15 protein-coding genes are annotated in these 18,989 nt (G+C 66.3%); 3 read left to right on the top strand and 12 right to left on the bottom strand.

The features are described from left to right. Positions 1 to 356 precede the first annotated feature (356 nt). Together JRI60_RS49050 and JRI60_RS49045 are read left to right on the top strand one after the other, a co-directional pair. Positions 357 to 986: a nuclease-related domain-containing protein gene (locus JRI60_RS49050; RefSeq protein ID WP_204223003.1), complete on the top strand. Its 630-nt coding sequence runs from the start codon at positions 357 to 359 to the stop codon at positions 984 to 986. A gap of 1,059 nt (positions 987 to 2,045) precedes the next feature. Beyond that, a complete protein-coding gene (locus JRI60_RS49045) occupies positions 2,046 to 2,471 on the top strand; it encodes a transposase (RefSeq protein ID WP_204223001.1) in 426 nt (141 codons plus the stop codon). 564 nt (positions 2,472 to 3,035) lie between these two features. Here JRI60_RS49045 and JRI60_RS49040 read toward each other — a convergent pair. The 12 genes from JRI60_RS49040 to JRI60_RS48985 all read right to left on the bottom strand — a co-directional run bounded on the left by JRI60_RS49040 (position 3,036) and on the right by JRI60_RS48985 (position 17,883). After that, positions 3,036 to 3,323 (bottom strand): hypothetical protein, encoded by a 288-nt coding sequence (locus tag JRI60_RS49040; RefSeq protein WP_204222999.1) that lies wholly within the window; start codon positions 3,321 to 3,323, stop codon positions 3,036 to 3,038. A 544-nt stretch (positions 3,324 to 3,867) separates the two neighbouring features. Beyond that, entirely contained in the window at positions 3,868 to 7,578 is a 3,711-nt protein-coding gene (hrpA, locus tag JRI60_RS49035) for an ATP-dependent RNA helicase HrpA (protein ID WP_204222997.1), read from the bottom strand. A 298-nt stretch (positions 7,579 to 7,876) separates the two neighbouring features. After that, positions 7,877 to 8,428, bottom strand: a complete 552-nt coding sequence (locus tag JRI60_RS49030; RefSeq protein WP_204222995.1) for a DUF1801 domain-containing protein — start codon at positions 8,426 to 8,428, stop codon at positions 7,877 to 7,879. Positions 8,429 to 8,978: 550 nt separating this feature from the next. Beyond that, positions 8,979 to 9,242, bottom strand: a complete 264-nt coding sequence (locus tag JRI60_RS49025; protein WP_239470184.1) for a hypothetical protein — start codon at positions 9,240 to 9,242, stop codon at positions 8,979 to 8,981. Between the two features lie 621 nt (positions 9,243 to 9,863). Next, on the bottom strand, positions 9,864 to 11,966 hold the full coding sequence (locus JRI60_RS49020) for a hypothetical protein (RefSeq protein WP_204222993.1): 2,103 nt from the start codon (positions 11,964 to 11,966) through the stop codon (positions 9,864 to 9,866). A gap of 576 nt (positions 11,967 to 12,542) precedes the next feature. Further along, complete coding sequence (locus JRI60_RS49015) at positions 12,543 to 13,955, bottom strand: MFS transporter (RefSeq protein ID WP_204222991.1); 1,413 nt, start codon at positions 13,953 to 13,955, stop codon at positions 12,543 to 12,545. 146 nt (positions 13,956 to 14,101) lie between these two features. Beyond that, on the bottom strand, positions 14,102 to 14,455 hold the full coding sequence (locus JRI60_RS49010; protein WP_204222989.1) for a DUF1428 domain-containing protein: 354 nt from the start codon (positions 14,453 to 14,455) through the stop codon (positions 14,102 to 14,104). Between the two features lie 73 nt (positions 14,456 to 14,528). Then, positions 14,529 to 15,047, bottom strand: coding sequence for a DNA topology modulation protein (locus JRI60_RS49005; protein ID WP_204222987.1), 519 nt, complete (start codon positions 15,045 to 15,047; stop codon positions 14,529 to 14,531). A 73-nt stretch (positions 15,048 to 15,120) separates the two neighbouring features. Continuing rightward, positions 15,121 to 15,720, bottom strand: coding sequence for a hypothetical protein (locus tag JRI60_RS49000; protein WP_204222985.1), 600 nt, complete (start codon positions 15,718 to 15,720; stop codon positions 15,121 to 15,123). 68 nt (positions 15,721 to 15,788) lie between these two features. Beyond that, complete coding sequence (locus tag JRI60_RS48995; RefSeq protein WP_239470183.1) at positions 15,789 to 16,673, bottom strand: hypothetical protein; 885 nt, start codon at positions 16,671 to 16,673, stop codon at positions 15,789 to 15,791. Positions 16,674 to 17,291: 618 nt separating this feature from the next. Then, positions 17,292 to 17,507 (bottom strand): hypothetical protein, encoded by a 216-nt coding sequence (locus tag JRI60_RS48990; protein WP_204222984.1) that lies wholly within the window; start codon positions 17,505 to 17,507, stop codon positions 17,292 to 17,294. Between the two features lie 145 nt (positions 17,508 to 17,652). Further along, entirely contained in the window at positions 17,653 to 17,883 is a 231-nt protein-coding gene (locus tag JRI60_RS48985; protein WP_204222982.1) for a hypothetical protein, read from the bottom strand. Between the two features lie 193 nt (positions 17,884 to 18,076). Between JRI60_RS48985 and JRI60_RS48980 the strand changes: the two genes are divergently transcribed. Then, positions 18,077 to 18,745, top strand: coding sequence for a hypothetical protein (locus JRI60_RS48980; protein ID WP_204222980.1), 669 nt, complete (start codon positions 18,077 to 18,079; stop codon positions 18,743 to 18,745). Positions 18,746 to 18,989 lie beyond the last annotated feature (244 nt).

Genomic DNA, 18,989 nt, shown 5'->3' with positions numbered 1-18,989 from the left:
GACGTAGCACCGCCCCCCGATACCGCCAATTTCCGGCGAGGAACCCGCGTCGCACCTGTCGCCTTCGCGACGGGCGGAGAGCCTGGCCGTGTCGCAGCTCCACGAGGGGCCGGGGCTTGGGTCCCGAGATGGCTTGAGTCCCTAGTTGCCGAAGATCTTGAACGAGAGGCCGTCCTGCTCTCGTAGGTGCATCGCACCTGGTTGTCCTCCCTCCCCAGGGATGACGTGGTGCGGCAGGTAGCCTCGGGGTCGCTCCAGACACCCGAGCCCCAAAGGGCGTGTCAGACCCCCCATGTATACTGCTCCCCGTGTGTGGCGATGTGTGGTGTCGGTCACCAATCAGGAGGGGAAGACCCATGTACGGACGGAAGAACACTCGGCAGAGCAGGACCAACCGCAACCCCGGTCAGGGTTCGCGGGCGAAGCAGCAGGCCATCGCAAGCGGGAGCCCCATCAAGACCATCATCACCCGGGCGCTCGGACTGCCCTCCATGGAACAGGCATGGGGCAAGGGAGCGGACGGAGAGGAACACGTCGGCGAGCTTCTGAATCAGCTCCAGCCGCTTGGGTGGACTGTCATTCACGACCTGAAGATCAGCTCTAGTGGAGCAAACGTGGATCACCTTGTTATTGGGCCTCCAGGGGTCTTCGTCATCGACACCAAGTTCGTGAGTGGGAATGTGTGGGTTGGCGGGTCTAACGTCATGGTGGGAGGTTTCTCCAAAGACTACGTGGAGAAACTGGAAGCGCAGGCAATGCGCGTCCGCGAGAAGCTTTGCAATGCCACCGGTTGGGGCTCCCTGTGGGTGCAGGGGTTGCTCGTGTTCGTAGAGCCGAACCTGACGGTGAAGGAGCAGCCGAATAACGTGGTGGTGCTCTCCGACGACGAACTTGTTCCCGGACTTCTCCAGCAGCCGCCGAAACTCTCCCCCCGCCAGATGGAGATGCTCTCTCAGGTGGCGATGAGCGGGAACACTTGGATTTGAAAGCCCTAACAGAAGAGTGCGCGGGACCTGGACACGGAACGGATAAGGAGCCGGGGCTTTGGTCCCACGTGGATCGGGGTTCGTTTTCTTCTTGAAGCTCGCTGCGAGAAGAGGAACACGGACGGCGCGGTCTTGGGAATTCTCACGCGAGTGTTAAGTGTCCCGACTAGGATTTTGCGCGGTCTTCCAAGTGGTACAACATGGCTGTATGGTCAATGACATATACAAATGCCGCTTGGAAAACGACGACTACAGCGTCTATGACGAATCCATCCCAGCGAAGTCGGCTCATGAAGCAGCAAACATCTTTCGCCTCACCGTTGAATCGAAGGGTGCAAGGCCCGGAATCATAGTCGTCCGAGATCCGGATGGGCATAGGCAGCGCTTCAATTGGGATGATCTGAAGCCGCTACATTCGTAGTTCTTGATGGCGAAACTACACGGGAGCGGAGTGCCCATTAAGCTCTCCGCTCCCGTGTAAGGTCCTAATGCGCACCCTTGTAGAAGCTATAGAGTGTCAGCATGTAGTGCGCGATGCCCAAGCTGTAGCAAGCCGCCGCCAAGTACGGATGGGCAAACTCAAGGAAGGCACGGCATCGGCCATGTATCGTCATCGGAATGACCTCGACAGAGGAATGGAAAGAGAGGAGCAGACGACAAACGGTAAGCTGGCGGTAAATTGCCTCTTCCGGTTGCCGGTCTTCTCTTCCTGGGTTGGGGCGGTCCCTCTGGGGAGTACGCGCGCCCATTCCGAGTGAGCCCGGGCCATCCGAGTTGCATGTTGGTTGCTCTTCCTGGGTTGGGGCGGTCCCTTTGGGAAGTACGCGCGCCCGTTCCGAGTCACCAACACGCTGATCTGTAATCATTGCGAACGCCAGTGTCAACGACATGGAGCTGTGGTTTCACGTTCTGGCGCGTTCCCTGGCTCTGTCGCCACGGGAGTCCATCTCCAGGCGGGCTAGGAGCTTGTCGGAGTACCCCACCGTAGAGGGTGGACCAGAGGGGAGACGCCCCAGGTGGTCCTTCAGAGGGGAGGCGAGTTCTGGTTGAAGGTGGAAGATGAGCACCACCTCGACGAAGAAGCCGGAGCAGGCCGACCTGTTGGATGTTGCCGCCAGTGAGAAGCCGGAGCGGGAGGAGGAGTCGAGGAGCTCCGCCCGCTACGCCTCGCCGAGGCCGTTCCGGGAGTGGCAGCCAGAGCAGGGGCAGTTGCTGCCGCAGTACGCGCGGGAGGTGCTGGGAGAAGAGCACCTGGCGTGCTTCTTCGTGGATTTGAGGAAGACGCTCGACTTCAGCGGCATTCTGGGTGCGTACACGAAGGAGTGCGGCCAGCCGCCCTACCATCCGGTGATGATGACGCTGCTGCTCATGTACGCGTATGCGCGTGGCATTACGAGCAGCCGGGAGATTGAGCGGCGGTGCGAGACGGACATCGCCTTCCGGTACCTGACGGGAGGAGAGAGGCCCGACCACGACACGGTGTGAAGTATAGGACGGATAGGAGCCCTGTAGAGAGGTGGCGGCCAGGAGCGGAGGTGGCGAGGAGGGCCGCTGACGGGGGCCCGCCCGAGCAGTGAGCCAGGCGGGAGGAGAAGCCGCGTTGCCCCTTGGGGTACACGCCGGCCCAGGCCGCCCTCCCATGAGGTGCGCGGCAGGGGCCTGGCTCTGTTGGCGCTGGCGGCTTGAGTTTCAACACCACGAGGCGTGGAGGGGCCCGTGCGCCGGGGCCAGCCCAGCAAGGCGCACCGGGGCTGCTTTCGGGGAGGGGGCCGGACGTCCACCTCCGTCCAGCGCAGCCGTTGCTGTTGGGAGTGCGCCTGGTACGCCTGCAGCGCGTCCTCGGGCCCTTGCGCGGGCAGGGCTCCTCTTTTCTCCAGCAGGCGCAGCACCCGATGACGCACCACCCTCAGCAACTGCTCCACCTCACCTTGCGTGGGCGGCGGCAACGCCTCGAAGCGCACGCCGCCCTCCCGCGGCACGAAGACACCGTCCGGCACCAGCGAGTGGAGTAGAGGGGGGCGGGAGGCGCGGTGCTGCTCGGGCTTGAGGCTACGAAATCAACCCCAGCAGGTGGAAGAACACCAACCCGGGGCCCACGTGTGGCTCATCGGGCAAGTCCGGATCCGGAAACAAGCGACGAGCTTCCTCCGCCACGTCTCCTTCATAGAGCTGTGTTGCCAGGGTCACCCAGTCCAAACCCGCGACGCCTGGCTTCAACTCAAGTGCTTTGCGCTGCGCCCACGCGAACAGTTCATCTTCCCGTGCATCATCAACTGACGACCACTTGATTCGCCAGAACTCGTGCCCGGAATCTGGCGCTGGGGAGCCGAGGTTCATGAGTTCAGCGGAAAGGTCGTTGAAGTCTCGGCGTTTTCGTACAGTAGAGAGCGACCTTGCATCCTACGCAGTCGTCCCATCTGGTGAAAGACTCCTCTTCCTCGGGAGTCATCGGTGATCGAGGATCAGGGGGTTCATTCATGGTTCTTCCTTCACCATACGGTTCTGTTTGGACCACTCATCGGCTGCTTTGTTGTACATATCCGCCGCCTCGCGTGGATATGTCTGCTCGTTGCAGGTGCGCCGAGCAAACAAGACGGCAACGCCTACAGCCGCCTCGCGTCGTTCCAAAGCGCGGGAAGAATCCGCCGGTTCGGTGAACGCTCCACCGGTGCGTCCGGTGGTTGCCACGGCTGTCCGGGCGCCGATGCGCCAGCGCCTGGCGGGGTGTATCCGGGATGGGGGAATTGGGGGACGGGAGCCCGCGCAGGAGAGGGAAGCCTGGCGGCCTGATGCAGGTGGGCGGACCCAATGCCGCCGGTGGTGCATCCGGTCAGGAGCAAGGCGAGAACCGGGTGTTTCAGGCCTGGGCGCATGGACACATCTAGCGCAGCGCCGCGAGGGCCGCGCCGACCTTCGCCACCGTCACCGACACGGGCGTCGTCACCTCCGGGGCGAAGATGGCCACGCGGAGCTCCTCGAAGGCCCACCGCAGCTCCCGCGCCGCCTCCTGGTCACGCACGGTGGCGCGCCTGGCGAGGAAGGTCTCCCACAGGGGGGTGAAGGGCTCGGCCTTCCCCGCGTCCTTGCCGGGGTTCGTCACCGCACGCGCCAGCCGTGCCTGGGCCGCGCGGAGGTAGCGCGGGTAGTCCAGCAGGCGCGGGAGGGGAATCCACTCGATGAGGTTCGCGGGGAACAGGTGCCCGAGCTGCGAGCGGATGTCCCGCACGGCCGCCGCGCCGCTCGGCCCCTTTGATGCTGCCTTGAGTGCGGCGAGCGTCGCGGCGAGCGCCGAGGAGGTGGCCATGACGGCCTCCGCCCAGTCCCGGGCCGCACCCTCGATGCGCGGCGAGCCCTCACGGACGAGCGCCTCGAAGGCCTCCTTCGTGCGGGGCAGCGGCGCGCCCGGTGCGAGCTTGAACGCATCGTCGACGCCGCGTGCGAGGACGAGCGCCCGGAAGGCGTCGGCCTGGCCCCGCGCGGGCGGCGCACCGTCCAGGGACGGGAAGGGCAGCGGCATGCGCGCGGCGCTCACCGCCACGTGTCCACGCGCGGCGAGCATCAGGAGCCGGCGGACCCCCGTGCGCGTCACCGCGTCGGCGGCGGAGGATGTCTCGAGCAGCACCAGGTCCACGGCGGCACCCCGGTCGACGAGCGCGGGGTAGCTGCGGAGCTCGAGCCCACCGACCCGCCGGGTGACCACGGGGGGCAGCTCTCCGAAGGTCCAGGCCGTCAGCCCCTTGCGCTCCCAGTCCGAGACCGGTGCCACGCTGCGCAGCGCCGCCCGGGCACGTCCCCCGTGTTGCTCGAGCAGCGCGTCGGCGTCGCGGCTGCGCGCGAGCTCCTTTCCCCGCTCGTCGAGCACCCGGAGCGTGATGCGCAGGTACGGCGCCACGGCATCCGCCCGGAGGGACTCCTCGGGCAGGTCCACGCCGCACAGCCGGGACACCGCACGCGCGAGCGCTGGAATCATCGGCCCGCGGAAGGGTACCAGCTCCTTCTCGAGACGGTCGACCAGGTCCGGCACCGGCCCCAGCTGCTTGCGCTGGGCGCGGGGGACCTGCTCGAGCAGGGCGGTGAGCTTCTCCCGCTGCCACCCGGGGATGGTCCAGTCGAGCTCTCCCGGGACCAGCTGGGCGAGCAGCAGCAGCGGCACGCTCAGGGTGATGCCGTCGTCCTCGGCCGCGGGGTCGAAGGTGTACGTCACCGGCACGGACGCGCCGTGCAGGGTGAGGGCGTCCGGGTAGTGCGCCGGGGACAGGCCCGGGTCGTGCGCGAGGGCATCCTCCATCGAGAGGACGAGCACGTCGGGGTCGGCCGCCTCGGCCTTGCGGCGCCAGGCCTCGAAGCTCGCCCCGTCCGTCACGTCCGCCGGGACGCGCTGGTCGAAGAACGTCAGCAGCGCCTCGCTGTCGAGCAGCTCGCTGCGCCGGGCCTTGTCCCGCAGGCGTGCCACGCGCTCGAGCACCTGGCGGTTCTTCTCCTGGAACGCCCCCCGCGTGCGGTACTCGCCGCGCACCAGGGCATGCTCGAGGAACATCAGCCGTGCCCGCTCCTTGTCCATGCTGGCCAGGGCCACGGGGCGCTCCTTGTAGACCTGCAGCCCGAAGAGGGTCGCGCTCTCCTTCACCACGGCGCGCGCGGACTTCTCCGACCAGTGCGGTTCGGAGTGGCTGCGCTTGAGCAGGTGGGGGGCCGCCGCCGCGAGCCACTCCGGGTCGAGCTTCGCCACGGTGCGCGCGAACAGCTGGGACGTCTCCACGAGCTCGAACGCCATCACCCAGGCAGGGGGCTTCTTCGCGAGCGCCGACGAGGGGTGAACCATGAAGCGCGTCTGCTTCGCGCCCGTGTAGTGGCGCTGCTCCGGATTCCACTGGCCGATGCGGGACAGGAGCCCGGTGAGCAGCGCCTGGTGCAGGGCGTCCCCGCGCGCCGGGGCGCCCTGGCCCTTGCGCGGCAGGCGCAGCTCGCGGACGGTCTCCTCGAGCTGGCGCTGGACGTCCCGCCACTCGCGCACCCGCAGGAAGGACAGGAAGTTGTCCCGGCACACGCGCCGCAGGTGGGACGTCCCCCGGCCCTCGGCCTCGCGCACGAACGCCCACAGCTTGAGCAGGCCCGTGAAGTCCGAGTGCTCGTCTCGGAAGCGCCGGTGCAGCTCGTCCGCCTTCTGCGCGAGCTCCCGTGGCCGCTCGCGCGGGTCCTGCAGGTTGAGCGCCGCGGCGACGATGAGCACCTCGTCCAGGCACCCGTACTCGGCGCCGGCGAGAATCATCCGCGCGATGCGCGGGTCCACCGGGAAGCGCGCGAGCTGGTGCCCGAGCGGCGTCAGGGTGCGCTCCTTGCCCTCGATGGCCCCGAGCTCCTCGAGCACCCGCCAGCCCTCGGCGATGGACTTCGGCTGGGGCGGGTCGAGGAAGGGGAAGTCCTCGACGTCACCGAGGCCGAGGGACTTCATCCGCAGGATGACCCCCGCGAGCCCGGTGCGCTTGATTTCCGGGTCGGTGAAGGCTGGCCGCGTGGTGAAGCCCGCCTCGTCGTAGAGGCGCACGCAGACGCCATCGCGCACGCGGCCGCAGCGCCCTTTGCGCTGGTCGGCGCTGGCCTGGGAGACCGGCTCGATGTGCAGGCGGGTGGTGCCCGAGCGCGGGTCGTAGCGCGACAGGCGCGCCACCCCCGTGTCCACGACGTACACGATGCCCGGGATGGTGACCGACGTCTCGGCCACGTTGGTGGCGAGGATGACCCGGCGCTCGGGGATGGTGGCGAAGACGCGCGCCTGCTCGGCGGCCGACAGGCGCGCGTACAGGGGCTGCACCACCGTGCCGCGGAGCTCGCGCGCGTTCAGGGCATTCTCGGTCTCGCGGATTTCCCGCTCGCCGGGGAGGAACACGAGGACGTCCCCGTCCGGGTCGAGCGAGAGCACGTCGGCCACCGCATCGGCGACGGAGTCGGCGAGCTCGGCGTCCTCGGGGGGAGGCTCGTAGAGCACGTCCACCGGGAAGGTACGGCCCTCCACATGGATGACCGGAGCTCCCCCGAAGAACCGCGAGAAGCGCTCGGTCTCGATGGTGGCCGAGCTCACCACCACCTTGAGGTCGGGGCGCCTGGGGAGGATGCGCTTGAGCCACCCGAGCAGGAAGTCGATGGTGAGGCTGCGCTCGTGGGCCTCGTCGAGCACGATCGTGTCGTAGCGTCTCAGGAGCGGGTCGCCGTGAATCTGCGCGAGCAGGACGCCGTCGGTCATGAACTTCACGGCCGTCCGCCGGGACGAGCGGTCCTCGAAACGAATCTGGTAGCCGACGTCCGTGCCCAGCTCCGTGCCGAGCTCGCGTGCCACGCGCGCCGCCACGCTCGTCGCGGCGATACGCCGGGGCTGGGTGACGCCAATCTGGCGTGGGCGGCCGCGCCCCATGGCGAGCAGGACTTTCGGCAGCTGCGTCGTCTTCCCCGAGCCGGTGGCCCCCGCGACGATGACGACCTGATGGGCGGCGATGGCCGCGGTGATGTCCTCCACCCGGCTCGAGATGGGGAGCTCGGGGGGGAAGTGCAGGATGGGCAAGTCGCCGGGGATGGGGACGGTTGAGTCGCCGGACATGGCGGCAAGACCTAGCACCGAAGCGCACGCTCCGCCCCAGATGAAGCGTGTGGGCGCCTGCACGCTCGGGGGGCGAGCTTCAGCGCCGCGCTATTTCTCCGCGGGCGGCCTCCCCCTCTCCCTCTTCATCCCTCCCAGTGCGGTGGGCCCCGCGCCGCCGCCACGCGCGGCGCGCACGTCCTCCGCGAGCCGGGTGCCACACACCTGATACCCGGCCCCTCAGAGCGATACCAGGTGTGTGGCACCACGTCTGGCCCCGCGGGCTGGCGTCGGCAGGCCACCTCCGGGCGTGCCTCCTTCAGGAGTGGTGCGCCACCGCGGCCTTCACCCAGCGCAGGATGCTCGCCTCGTCGAGGTCCGCGGCGCTGCGCACCTTGAGGTGGCGCATGGTCTTCCCGGTGCCCTCGAGCTTTCCTTCCGGGTCGTCGAGCTTCTCCGGGGGCGCCATGATGCTGAGGGCGGCGTAGGTCGTCGAGGTGTAGAGCGCACAGAACCCGCCCTTCAGCTGGTAGTAGGGCATGCCCCACTTCATGGACTCGCTGGCGCCGGGGGCGGCCTTCTTCACCAGGGCACGCAGGGCCTCGAGGTGCTCGCGCCGCTCCGGGGGCTGCTGCGCGAAGAAGGCGTCCGCCGGGGCGCCGAGGTCCTCGCGGCGCAGGTATTGGCGGTCAGGGGTCTTCTTGGCGGCCGCGCCCTTGGCAGGCGCCTTCTTCGCGGCCGCGCCCTTCGCCGGGGTCTTCGCGGGCGTCTTCGCGGGCGTCTTCCTCGCGGCGCTCTTCCTCGCAGGGGGATTCTTCGTGGGTGTCTTCTTCCTGGGTGTCTTCTTCGCCATCGCCTTGCGTGCTGCCATCCGAGCCTCCGAGGCCCCGGACCGCCGGGGCAGGCGGGGAGGCTACCCCAGCAGCGGAGGGCGCATGGGTCGGAAGGTACGCTTCCAGCGGGTGGACGCATGGGCGGAACCGACCGAAGTCGAAGCTGCGTTTGAGGAAAGGGGCCCCCTCCAGCCGCGGCACGCGCTGCTTCCTCGCCGCCTGCGCCGGGGCGGCCGGGGCCTCAGCGGCCCGGTACCAGGTGTGTGGCACCTCATTCGGTGCCTGGGATGAATAGAGGGGCTGTTGGGAAGCGCGAGGCAGGCAGGCCCCGCCGAGGCATGCGTGGAAGAGGCGGTGGAGCCGTCCCTTCTGGGTGCCCGCGACGCCGGAGTGGATGACGTCGGGCGCACCGGTGCCTGTCGCGGGCCGGGCCCCTGCGACGCGCAACCTCCAGGCGGGCACGCCCCTACGCCGCCACTTCACCCCTCCCAGTCCGATGGGCCCTGCGCTGCTGCGTGGGCCCGCGAGGGTGTCAGAGAATTCGAGTGACGCGACCCGGCACGACACGCCTCTCCACCAGGCCCTCTTTCACCCCATGGGCCAGGACGTAGCGCAACCGCCCCACCAGCGCCGTGTCGTCCAGCACTGGCTCCGCTGAGTAAAGTGATCGGAAGCGAAGGTGAAGGCGTGCAGCCGCACGTTGCCGGCGCTCTGCTGGACGGCTCGCGCCAGCACCCCACCCACCACCTCGTTCACCTCCGCGCTGGGGCGCAGCAGCAGCCGTCCCTGGAAGCACCTGGACGTAACGAAGTAATAGCCCTCCTCTTGGAACATCCTCAGCGGCCAGCCCATCCCCATCCCCCACGAGCGAGTCGCCAAGCCCAATGCACCCGGCGAGCCAGCTTCAAGTCCTTGGAAAGACTTGGCGACTCGTAGGGATACCCGGTCTCGTTCCGTGGCTTGAGTCCCGCGTGTCGAATCCTTTGACACCCTCTCCGGGGGCGGGAGGAGTATTGAAAGAGAAGGCTGGTACAGAGGGGCCGAGGGCCGCTGACGGGTTGAGCCCGGGCTGTGCGCCAAGCCAGTGCAAGGGACCGTGCAGCCCACTTTGGGCACTCGCCTGCCCAGGCCGCCTTCCCATGAGGTGCGCGGCAGGGGCCTGGGCCTCTTTTGGTGGTGGCAGTTTGAGCCTCAACACCATGCGGCCTGGGATGGCCCCCGCGCTGGGGCCAGCCTCGCAGGTGCCGTGGACAAATCCAGCACTTTCCGGCTTATCTTCCGAGCCTTTGTGAGGATGACCTGAACCTCCCTCGGAAGGGAGGCGATGTCGTCGTTGCTGGTTGAGAGTTTGGCGGCCATGCCATGTCCTTCGGGGGAGAGCGAGGAACGGCACCACCCTATTCGAACGCTTCCACCCTGATAGAATGCTTTCTCACGATCCTGCCGGGTCAAACCGCTCGCTTTCTCTCAGAATCATTCATCCGTATCGCTCTCATCACCCGGTGCAGGAAGAAATTGTCTCAATTCGTCCGAGGTCTTCCATTCCATCACGCTTGCCACCGATAGGTTGTCTACGACAGGAGCCCTGCCGACGTAGTGGGCTGCTGTGAATTGGATCGGTAGGTTTCCGATTTGAATGGAGCCATCCGGAGCAAATATCAGAGCGACAGACGTGTTCCCGGCAGCGACCTGGGCTTCGATCTGAGACTTGACCCAGTCCACATCGAAGGGACCCGGACTTACGCGCGGGATTTGATGGAACACCGGGCCGATCAACTCCCCCAGGGCCTTGGGAAGCCGGGCGACGAGGTCTCGCAGTGCCTGGGTCTTCAGTTGGCCAACGGCTGCCTCCAATTCAGCAGCGCTCATCCTCGCGAAGCCCTGGATGTCAGGCGGAAGCAGGGCGATCGCATCCCGTTGGTCCTCTGGCGTGGAGAGGACATTGATGACGAAGGCTCGGGCCTCTTGTTCCAGTCCCGCAAGTTGTTCACCGGATAGCCACTGGGAGAAGGACTTGTTCATCAACCCGGCAAGCCTCTGGGCATTCGAAAAGAACATTCGATGAGGCTCGTTGTGCTCGAGGAATACATTAGCGAACCAAGCGATGAAGCCGGTCAATGATTCCGCACTCCTGGCCGGATTCGCGGAGAGTGGAAGCTTCAGGGGTGGTGGTTTCGTCTGGAGATCCTCGGCGACCATATAGCGGGCAACGATGTCTTGGAGGGCACTGAGCAGGTCTGCCTCCAACCACGCCAGTTGCCCTGCCAGAAGTTCCTTGACCTTCTCCTCCTGCGAATCCAGGTTGAGGCACAAGAGCGTCGCCCGCCCGATCAAGATGCCGAACTCGAAGATGGCCTCTGCCGTGAAGTGGCCGTGCGCGAAGAGCGCACGCCCCGACAGATAGCGAACGAGGGGAAGCCCGATTTCGGGTGCCCGCCAGTCCATGCCCGTTGTGTCCGTATAGGGCAGCACCTGCTCGCGAACGAGCGGATTCGTCACGAACTCGCGGACATGCTCACCCAGCACTCCCCAAAACTCCATCTCGACTGGAAAGCTGTTGGTCTCGATGTTTGCAACTGTCTGGTCCCAGGTCATCACCCCTTCAAAATCCGCTGTGCAAAACCGACTCAGGAACCTTTGGGCCCGTTTGGCCACGGTGTACAGGCTGGTGGGGTGGGCGCCCTCGTCGACTAGTCGGGTCAGGTGCTCCAGCAGGGGCCCACGTCTCACTTCCAGCGTCGCACCCTCACGAGCAGGCAGAAAGGTCCACGGATTCAGTACACATATCGTAATGCACCACCGTGAAGGAAGACCGCTGGAGGTCGAGCGCCATGCAAGGGTGAACCCCGATGAGCGATGGATGTCGCCATCCCGGGCGATCAGCTGAAGCGCAGTGGGCACATGGCGACCTACGTCCTCTGCCTTCTCATCGCTCTCGTACACGTATAGCGCTAGCGTCACCGTGAGGAGTGCATCCTCGGGGAGATTGGGCCACTGCAAATCGGTCCAGGCCGTTGGCAGGTGGAGGTGAAGCTTCCAGTCCTGTCCGCTGGTGTCCAACCTCAAACATAAGATGCGCCGGTGCTCCCACGCGATCATCTGGGAAATCGAGTGGTCGAGCAGTGCCGAGAACTCCGTGGACACGATGATGAAAGACAAGTCGAGGTCCGACAGGAACGGCAAGTGGTTCTTGAGTTCCTGCTCGTAGCCAAGAAGTTCAGTGATCGCCTCGCGCTCAGTCTGATCGCTGCGCTTCAACTCGACGAGGAGAAGCTCGCCAGCATCTTCACTCGCGAGGACCAGGTCTGGCCGGAGCCGGTGCGAGTCCAGGGAGACACTCTGGTTCGTGACGAGCAGGCGTGCTGCGGGGAGAGCCTCTAGGACAGCCCTTGCTGCGAGGACGCTCTTGCGCCGTAGGAGGTGGTCGAGCACGAGTGCGGGAATGTGCCGTTCTTCGTACTCGGGGGTGAACAGGCCCTTGAGCTTTTCGAGCCCGACGATGGTATCGCGCAGGCGCTCGTCTTTCACGAGTTGCTCGAACCACTCCTGGATGGTGTTTTCGAGGGGAGTCGCCATGCTCCAAGAGTTACCCACGGCCGGACGGGGGCAGCAAGAGGGGGATTGAGCGCAGTGCCTGCAGTTGCACCTTCCACTGGTGAAAGATGAGGTCGTTGTCCACCTCGACGATGTGGTCCTCATCAATGGTGTGCCAGTGGTCCTCGCCCGACAGATCTTGTCGATGGCGGCTCGGTCCTCAACACCACGCGGCCCGGAGTCGCCCCCCTGGAGCCAGCCTAGCAGGTGCCGTGGACAACCCCAGGTGCTCCAAAGAATCGCACGCCCCCTCCCGCTTCTCTCCGCACTTGAGCGCAGCCCGCTACTGCGCCAACTTCCCACTCAACTCCGCCAAGCCCGCTCGGGGAGTGGCGTACCTGGATAGCCTACGGCAGCCGCGTGCGACCGAACAGGCACACTCTTGCTCGAGGCTCCAGGCGGCGGATTCGATTCCCGCCGCCTTCAAGGAGGACCAGGCCGAGTACCAAGGCAGGTGCTACCTGCCGGTCTCGAAGGACCGGAGCCGTCCGCCCCAGTCCCTCCACCCGTGAGCCCCGACCACTTTCGGAGAGCTTCAGTTCAGCCCCAGGCCGCCGCTCACCTGGGCCTCGATGCGTCCCCGTGCTTCCCGCCTGGGATGAGCACCCAGGCGCACACCCCGCCCACCGCGCACAGCGCGGCGGAGAGCCAGAGCGCGCGATGCACGCCCGCGAGGAAGCCCGCCCCGACGCGGCCTGTGAGCCCGCACACCCCGGGGAGCAGTGCCACGGCCAGTAATCCCGCGATGCGCGCCACCGCGTTGTTGAATCCCGAGGCGATGCCTGCCTGGCTCCCGGCGACACTGTCGAGCACGGTGGCGGTGAGCGGCCCGACGGTGAGCGCGAGCCCGAGCCCCAGTCCCACCGCGCCCGGGAGGACGGAGTCCACGTAACTCCCACCGCGCTCGATGCGAGTGAACAGGGCGAGCCCCACCGCGCAGACGAGCGGCCCGATGAGCATGAGCACGCGCGAGCCGAGCCGCTGCGCGAGCCCGCCCACGAAAGGGGAGAGCAGGAGCATCAGCACCGTGATGGGGAGCAGCGAGGCGCCGGCCTCCAGGGGCGAGTAGCCCACCTCCTGCTGGAGCGCGAGCACGATGAAGAAGGTGGCGCCGCCGAGCGCGAAGTAGACGGCGAGGGTGGTGAGGTTGGCGCCGCGGAAGGCGCGGGAGCGGAAGAGACCGAGGGGCAGCATGGGATGCCCGCCGCGCGCCTGGAGCAGGACGAAGAGCCCGAGCGCGAGGACTCCCCCGAGGCCGGAGGCGACGGACAGGATGGACCACCCCTGCACGGGGCCCTCGATGAGGGCGAAGACAATGCCCCCGAGCCCGAGCGTGACACTCAGGACGCCGCCGCCATCGAACTCGCGCACCGAGCGGCCAGGCTCGATGGTGGGGACGAAGCGGCGGCCGGCCCAGGCGGCGAGCAGGGCCAGGGGAAGGTTGAGGAAGAAGACGGCGCGCCACGACCAGACACCGATGAGCCATCCTCCCAGGAGGGGTCCCATGGCGGTGCTGACACCGGAGAGTCCGGCCCAGGCCGCGACGGCGCGGTCCCGGTCTTCCTCGGAGAAGGAGGTGCGCAGGAGGGCGAGGCTGGTGGGGACGAGGAGCGCGGCTCCAAGGCCCTGGGCGGCGCGCGCGGCGGCGAGCAAGCCCACGCTGGTGGCGATTCCACACAACCCCGAGGTGACGGCGAAGGCGCCGAGCCCGGTGAGGAAGATGCGCCGCTGGCCGAAGGCATCCCCGAGCGCGCCCCCGGTGAGGACGAGCGCACCCAGGGCGAGCAGGTAGGCATCCACGGTCCACTGCAGGCCGGACAGTCCGGTGCCCAGCTCCTCGCCGAGTGAATGGAGGGCGACGTTGACGGCGGTGGAGTCGAGGAACGCCATGCTGCTGCCCAGCACGCTGGCGAGCAGCACGCCGCGGCCGCGGGCACTCGAATAGCTGACGGTCTCCGGGGCGTGGACCATGTGCGCAACCCTGTCCGGTCACGCGCACCTTGGCCATACGCGCGCGGGGCAGGCGTTGGCGGCCGCACAACCCGTGGATGCCATCGATGCCGCGGTTCGAGCGGGTCGTGTTCGAACTCTCCGATACGTCACCGCCAGGCGCATCCTCAGAGCTCGACCAGGCCCTTGAAGCCGCCCCAGATCATCCGCTTGCCGTCGAACGGCATCGTCTTGGGGTCCATCTTCAAGCGAGGATCCGCCATGACCTTCTTGTTGACGCGATCGCGATGCGCTCGCGACGTGTACACGATCCAGGAGAAGACCACGACCTCATCGGGCTTGAGCTTGACGCTCCTCGGGAACGAAGTGAGCTTTCCGGGCGTGACGTCGTCCGCGACGCATTCCATGTACGCCAGGGCGCCGTACTCGCGCCAGATCTTCCCGGCCTTGCGCGCCAGGCGTCGATAAGCATCCAGGTTCTTCTTCGGGACCGGCAACACGAAACCATCGACGTAGCTCATCGTTCTCCCTTCACGTGCGCACCACGGGTTCATCCGAGCCTATCCGAAGCCGCGGGACGTGGAGCCCCTGGGGTCAGGCCGGCTGGCGAGACCGTTCCCGAAGGAACTTCTCGACCTCGGAGGAGGACCGCAGCACGAAGACCCGCTGTCCGGCTTCGAGTTTGGAGAGCCGTTGCAGAATCCTGGGTCTCCGCTCCGCGGGGTACGTCCAGATCCACCGGACGAACTCCCAGGTGAGCCGCTCGGGGCATCCCTCGCTCATGTCGGGCCGGGCTCTCCGGTGGAATCGCACCCGCCGCATGATGACGCGCCAGAGGCAGACCGTACGTGGGAGATCCAGGAAGACCACGGTGTCACACGCCGCGAGCCGCTGCTCGAGCGTGCCTCCATAGTTGCCATCCATGACCCACCGCTCCTCCGCGATGAGCTGCCCCATCGTTCGCGACCACTCCTCCTTGGGGGTTTCCACCCAGCCGGGCTTCCAGTACAGCGCATCCAGGTGAACCAGTGGCAACCCGGTGAGTTGCGCGAGGCGGGTGGCGAAGGTCGACTTCCCCGCCCCACCCGAACCAATCACCAGGACTCTACGCATGTGCCACCAAGGAGCGGGTCTGATGCAGCTCCCGGGTGGATATCATTCGAACGGCGGCGGCACGAAGGGGACTTCATCCACTCCCGACCGCCCCGGTGAAGCCAGGCCTGAGCCAGGAGAACCGGTCGGGAATCGGCGGAGAGAAGCCATGGAATTCGAGGCGGGACTGCTGACCCTCGAAGAGGAGCAGCCGTTGACCTTCCCGGTCGAAGAACAAATGCGTGTCGTCCGGGTCACCTGATAGCGGCTCGATGACCCAATCGCTGGGCTGCAAGGGCAGCCCGGGCATCCGCATGGTGTTGTCGACCCAGGGATGGTCGAAAATCACGGGGTCGAAGAACTGTCCCATCAGCTGCCGATCCGGCAGCGTGATGAAATCTGGAGCACTCGAAATCGAATGCTCCGTCGACCGCGAGATGAATGCCACCCAGTCGCGGCTGCTCCTCATGACGGTCAAGAGGAGGTTCTTCACCTCGAAGGCCTCCCGGGCGTGGGCACCGAAGGACTCCGCCATGGTGGGGCGCCTGAGGCACTCGTGATAGTTTGGATTGACGGCGTAGATGGCCTGGGGGGCGTTGGCTTCCTTGAAAGCCCAGGCGGCCTGAAACAGGGCCTCCACCTGATGAGGATCTTCCATCCTCTTCCAGGCACGTCGTATCACTACGTCCGTCATTCCGACCTCACCAGGTTGTAGCCCACGATACCCCAGACGAGTGGACGCGGGGCTCGGGACCACACGGCTCAGGGCGCGGGGCAGGGGCCGCAGTCCTTGCAGTCGTCCGGGTTATCGCCCGTGCCGCAGGACTCAGTGTACTGGCACACCCCGTCACCACACTTGAAGACGTCATCCTTGCGCATGCGCGTGGTGATGGCCTGGTAGGTCACTCCCTTGTACGTGCACTGCGCGTAGAAGTCCTTCTCCTTGTCCTTCTCGCAATACTTGTCGCACTTGTGATGAACACGGACGATCGGCATGCAGGGCTGGCGTTCATCCTCCTTCTCGTCCGAGCGGGCGCACGCGCGTGAGGAACTGTTGTTGTGGTGGAGCATGCGCCCGTCGTTGCCGACGTAGATCCCCTCGCCCGTGAAGAGGTTGCCGAAGAAGCAGGCTTCCTTCTCCGCGAAGTCCTCCAACTCCTGCCTGGTGTAGGGGATGGCCTCGCCCAGTCCCGTGCGCCCCAGCACGGAGATGGGTACGCGGACACCGAACTTGTTGGTGTGGGCCGCCAGGCACGCGGAGATGAGTTGCTGCTCGGCCAGGGAGGCCGGCGCGCCATTGGCCCAGTCTGGCGCCAGCCCCAGGTTGCCCGTCCAGGTATAGGTGATGTTCGAGTCAGGAGGGGTATGGCTGCGTGTCTCCCCCGGTGGCAAGGCACACGCGACGACGTACTTCATCACCATGTTGCCCAGGGCGGGATCCGCCTGGAACCAGGAGGAGAACTCAGCGGTGGACAGGCCGTTGAAGGCCAGGCCGTTGAAGGCGAGCCCGTTGAAGGCCAGGCCGTTGAAGGCGAGCCCGTTGAAGGCCAGGCCGTTGAAGGCCAGGCCGTTGGGCGACAGCCCGTTGAGCTCGTAGAGCGTCTGCTGATGGGCGGCGATTTCCTGGGGCTCCTCGGGCGGGGTCACGGGGCCGCAGGCGGAAAGCAGGACGACCGCACCCAGGAGCGCCCGGCGGAATACCGGAGCGTCCTTCACGTGACGAGATACCACGACCACTCGATCTTGCATGGCATACCCTTGCGGAGAACGGGGTGGACCGGGCGCGATGGGGCGCTCCCGGAGAGCCGCACGGATGCGTGTACGAGTGGGGGACTGGCTCTTCTTCCACAGTAGGGTTTGTCCGCCAAACGATGAAGCCGGATACGCGGGACGAAGCCGACTTTCTCAGCGTCAACGGAGGTTCTGTGGACCAATGGGCGCTGTGCTCTCCGAACGTGTCGGCTGGCGGATGATGGTCCCGGGCCGGGATTATTGGGACCGTCGTTTTGGGACGCCGGCCGCGCCCCTCCCTCATTCATCCCCGAAAGCAGGGGGCTGCCCCTGGCCGCCCTCACGCTCGTGCTCGACGCGTCGCGGAAGGCCCAGGCGGAGGGGACGAAGCTCCAGAAAGCCCAGACCGCTCATGGGAGCGCCAAGGAGAGGAAGGCCGTCGCCGAGAAGGAGCTCGCAAGCTCCAGGAAGAAGCATCAGGCGTTGCTCGACCAGCAGGATTCACGAGCGAGCAGCCGCCCGGGCTACCGAGGGTCACTCGAAGCGGCGAAGACGAAGGACCAGAAGCTTCAAGCGGAAGTCGACCTCAACTCGGTGGCCGACGAGCGCGAGGCGTTGAATGAACTGCGGAAGTTCTTCAGCTTCAAGCCCGTGGAGGAGCTCAAGCAGGAGCTCAAGCTCGAACTCAATTACAATCAGCGCAGCGCGGCGGGGGCAGCCGGGGTCTTCCAGATGCGCTTGGGTGTCCAAAAGCTCGCGTCCGGCGAAGGCCTGATGGATGTGGTTGAAGGCCCGTGTTCAGGTACACCTGTCCCCGAATCGTCAGTGGCAGGCCACGCCTGTTCTGAGGGTTCTCATCCCATTGGAGAGCAAGAATCCTTGGATTCTCTACCCCCTACGTGCGCTCGGAGGAGCGCTCCGCTCTCATCAAGGTCTCGATGCGCTCCATGACCTGCATCTTGTAGACCTGCGAACCGCAAATGGGACATTCCCCTTGAGGGATGTCCTTGATCACGACGTTGCGTTGCGCCACGGACATCTCCACTTCGATGAAGCGATGCTCGTATGTCCCGGTGCAGGGGCAGTAGCCGTAGTCGTAGTCGACACCACCGTGGTTTCCACTCATGGAATCCTCTAAGCTAGCACACACCGTGACGAAGATTACCCACCCTCCAGTGTTTCGTCCCCCCAACTCGACGCGGGGGCCGCAGCGGCCAGGAGAACGGAGCCGCACGAACCGGGCGCAGTCCAGCAGGGCCGCCCACATCTCCCCCGAGCAGCTCGAGGAAGAGGGGGAAGAGCTCGCTCATGAGACAGGGATGTCTCTCGGGCAGCACGACCACGGGGACAGGCGGAAGGACCCGAGCGAAGAGGCCTTGCGCCAGCTCGAGGAGCTCCGGCGCAAGGACCGCCAGGAGTTCCAGCAGCTCAAGCAGGAGGGGAACAAGTTCACCGCCGCGCAGCAGAAGACGGCGCAGGCCGTTCCCCAGCGGCACAGCTACGAGTCCCCACTCAAGGCGGGGGAGGCTCAGCGGTCCCGAGAGGTAACGGCTCCGAAGGGCTCCACTCCAGCCGCCCCTGTCCGCTCACCGTCTCCACCTCGGGTGGACGCACGGCTCGTGCTCGGCACGGGCAAGCCCGCGGGAACGTACCTGCGAGAACATCCCCCCGCTCCTCAGGGGGCCTCGGCCGGAGATTCGGCCCTCATGGGGGCCGTGGCCGAGGCACACCAGCTCCTGGCCAATGTGAAGGGTATCGAGCGCATCGGCACGGGCGTGAACAAGGCGGGAGAGCACGTCGTCGTCATCGTCCCCAAGCACGGGTTCAGCATGGAGTCGCTGCGGGCCGTGCCAGAGAAGGTCCAGGGCATCAACACAGTCGTTGCCATTCCGTTCGACTTGCTGCCGTTGCGGCGCACCACTGCGCCGGAGTCTGGCCTGCCCTCGGGATTTGTCGTGAGCAAGTCCAACCCCTCGCGCTACAAATGAGTGGTGCGGGCCGAGATGGGGCGCCATCTCGGAAGACCGTCCAAGGAAAAGACACGGGGCGCCCACAACGGAAGGCGAACGGAACATGACGATCCCAGGTATTCCTTCGAGGAGGCCTCAGCAGACGGCGAATCAGCAGGTCGGGCAACAGCAGACCGGCGCGACACAGCCGGGCACCTCGACACAGCAGACCCAGGCAACCTCCACCCAGGGCGTACAGGGCGCTGGAACCGTGCAACCCTCA

Source organism: Archangium violaceum, assembly GCF_016887565.1.
GTDB lineage: Bacteria > Myxococcota > Myxococcia > Myxococcales > Myxococcaceae > Archangium > Archangium violaceum_B.
Note: the sequence above shows the minus strand (reverse complement) of the source record. Positions and strands in the feature narration are given on the sequence as shown.

Bases quoted from the DNA above. Each gene is read 5' to 3' on its own strand.
- hrpA (WP_204222997.1), bottom strand. From the start codon at position 7,578: ATGTCCGGCGACTCAACCGTCCCCATCCCCGGCGACTTGCCCATCCTG.
- JRI60_RS49050 (WP_204223003.1), top strand. From the start codon at position 357: ATGTACGGACGGAAGAACACTCGGCAGAGCAGGACCAACCGCAACCCC.
- JRI60_RS49005 (WP_204222987.1), bottom strand. From the start codon at position 15,047: ATGCGTAGAGTCCTGGTGATTGGTTCGGGTGGGGCGGGGAAGTCGACC.
- JRI60_RS48985 (WP_204222982.1), bottom strand. From the start codon at position 17,883: ATGAGTGGAAACCACGGTGGTGTCGACTACGACTACGGCTACTGCCCC.
- JRI60_RS49015 (WP_204222991.1), bottom strand. From the start codon at position 13,955: ATGGTCCACGCCCCGGAGACCGTCAGCTATTCGAGTGCCCGCGGCCGC.
- JRI60_RS49000 (WP_204222985.1), bottom strand. From the start codon at position 15,720: ATGACGGACGTAGTGATACGACGTGCCTGGAAGAGGATGGAAGATCCT.
- JRI60_RS49030 (WP_204222995.1), bottom strand. From the start codon at position 8,428: ATGGCAGCACGCAAGGCGATGGCGAAGAAGACACCCAGGAAGAAGACA.
- JRI60_RS48980 (WP_204222980.1), top strand. From the start codon at position 18,077: ATGTCTCTCGGGCAGCACGACCACGGGGACAGGCGGAAGGACCCGAGC.
- JRI60_RS49045 (WP_204223001.1), top strand. From the start codon at position 2,046: ATGAGCACCACCTCGACGAAGAAGCCGGAGCAGGCCGACCTGTTGGAT.
- JRI60_RS49020 (WP_204222993.1), bottom strand. From the start codon at position 11,966: ATGGCGACTCCCCTCGAAAACACCATCCAGGAGTGGTTCGAGCAACTC.
- JRI60_RS49025 (WP_239470184.1), bottom strand. From the start codon at position 9,242: ATGGGCTGGCCGCTGAGGATGTTCCAAGAGGAGGGCTATTACTTCGTT.
- JRI60_RS49040 (WP_204222999.1), bottom strand. From the start codon at position 3,323: ATGAACCTCGGCTCCCCAGCGCCAGATTCCGGGCACGAGTTCTGGCGA.
- JRI60_RS49010 (WP_204222989.1), bottom strand. From the start codon at position 14,455: ATGAGCTACGTCGATGGTTTCGTGTTGCCGGTCCCGAAGAAGAACCTG.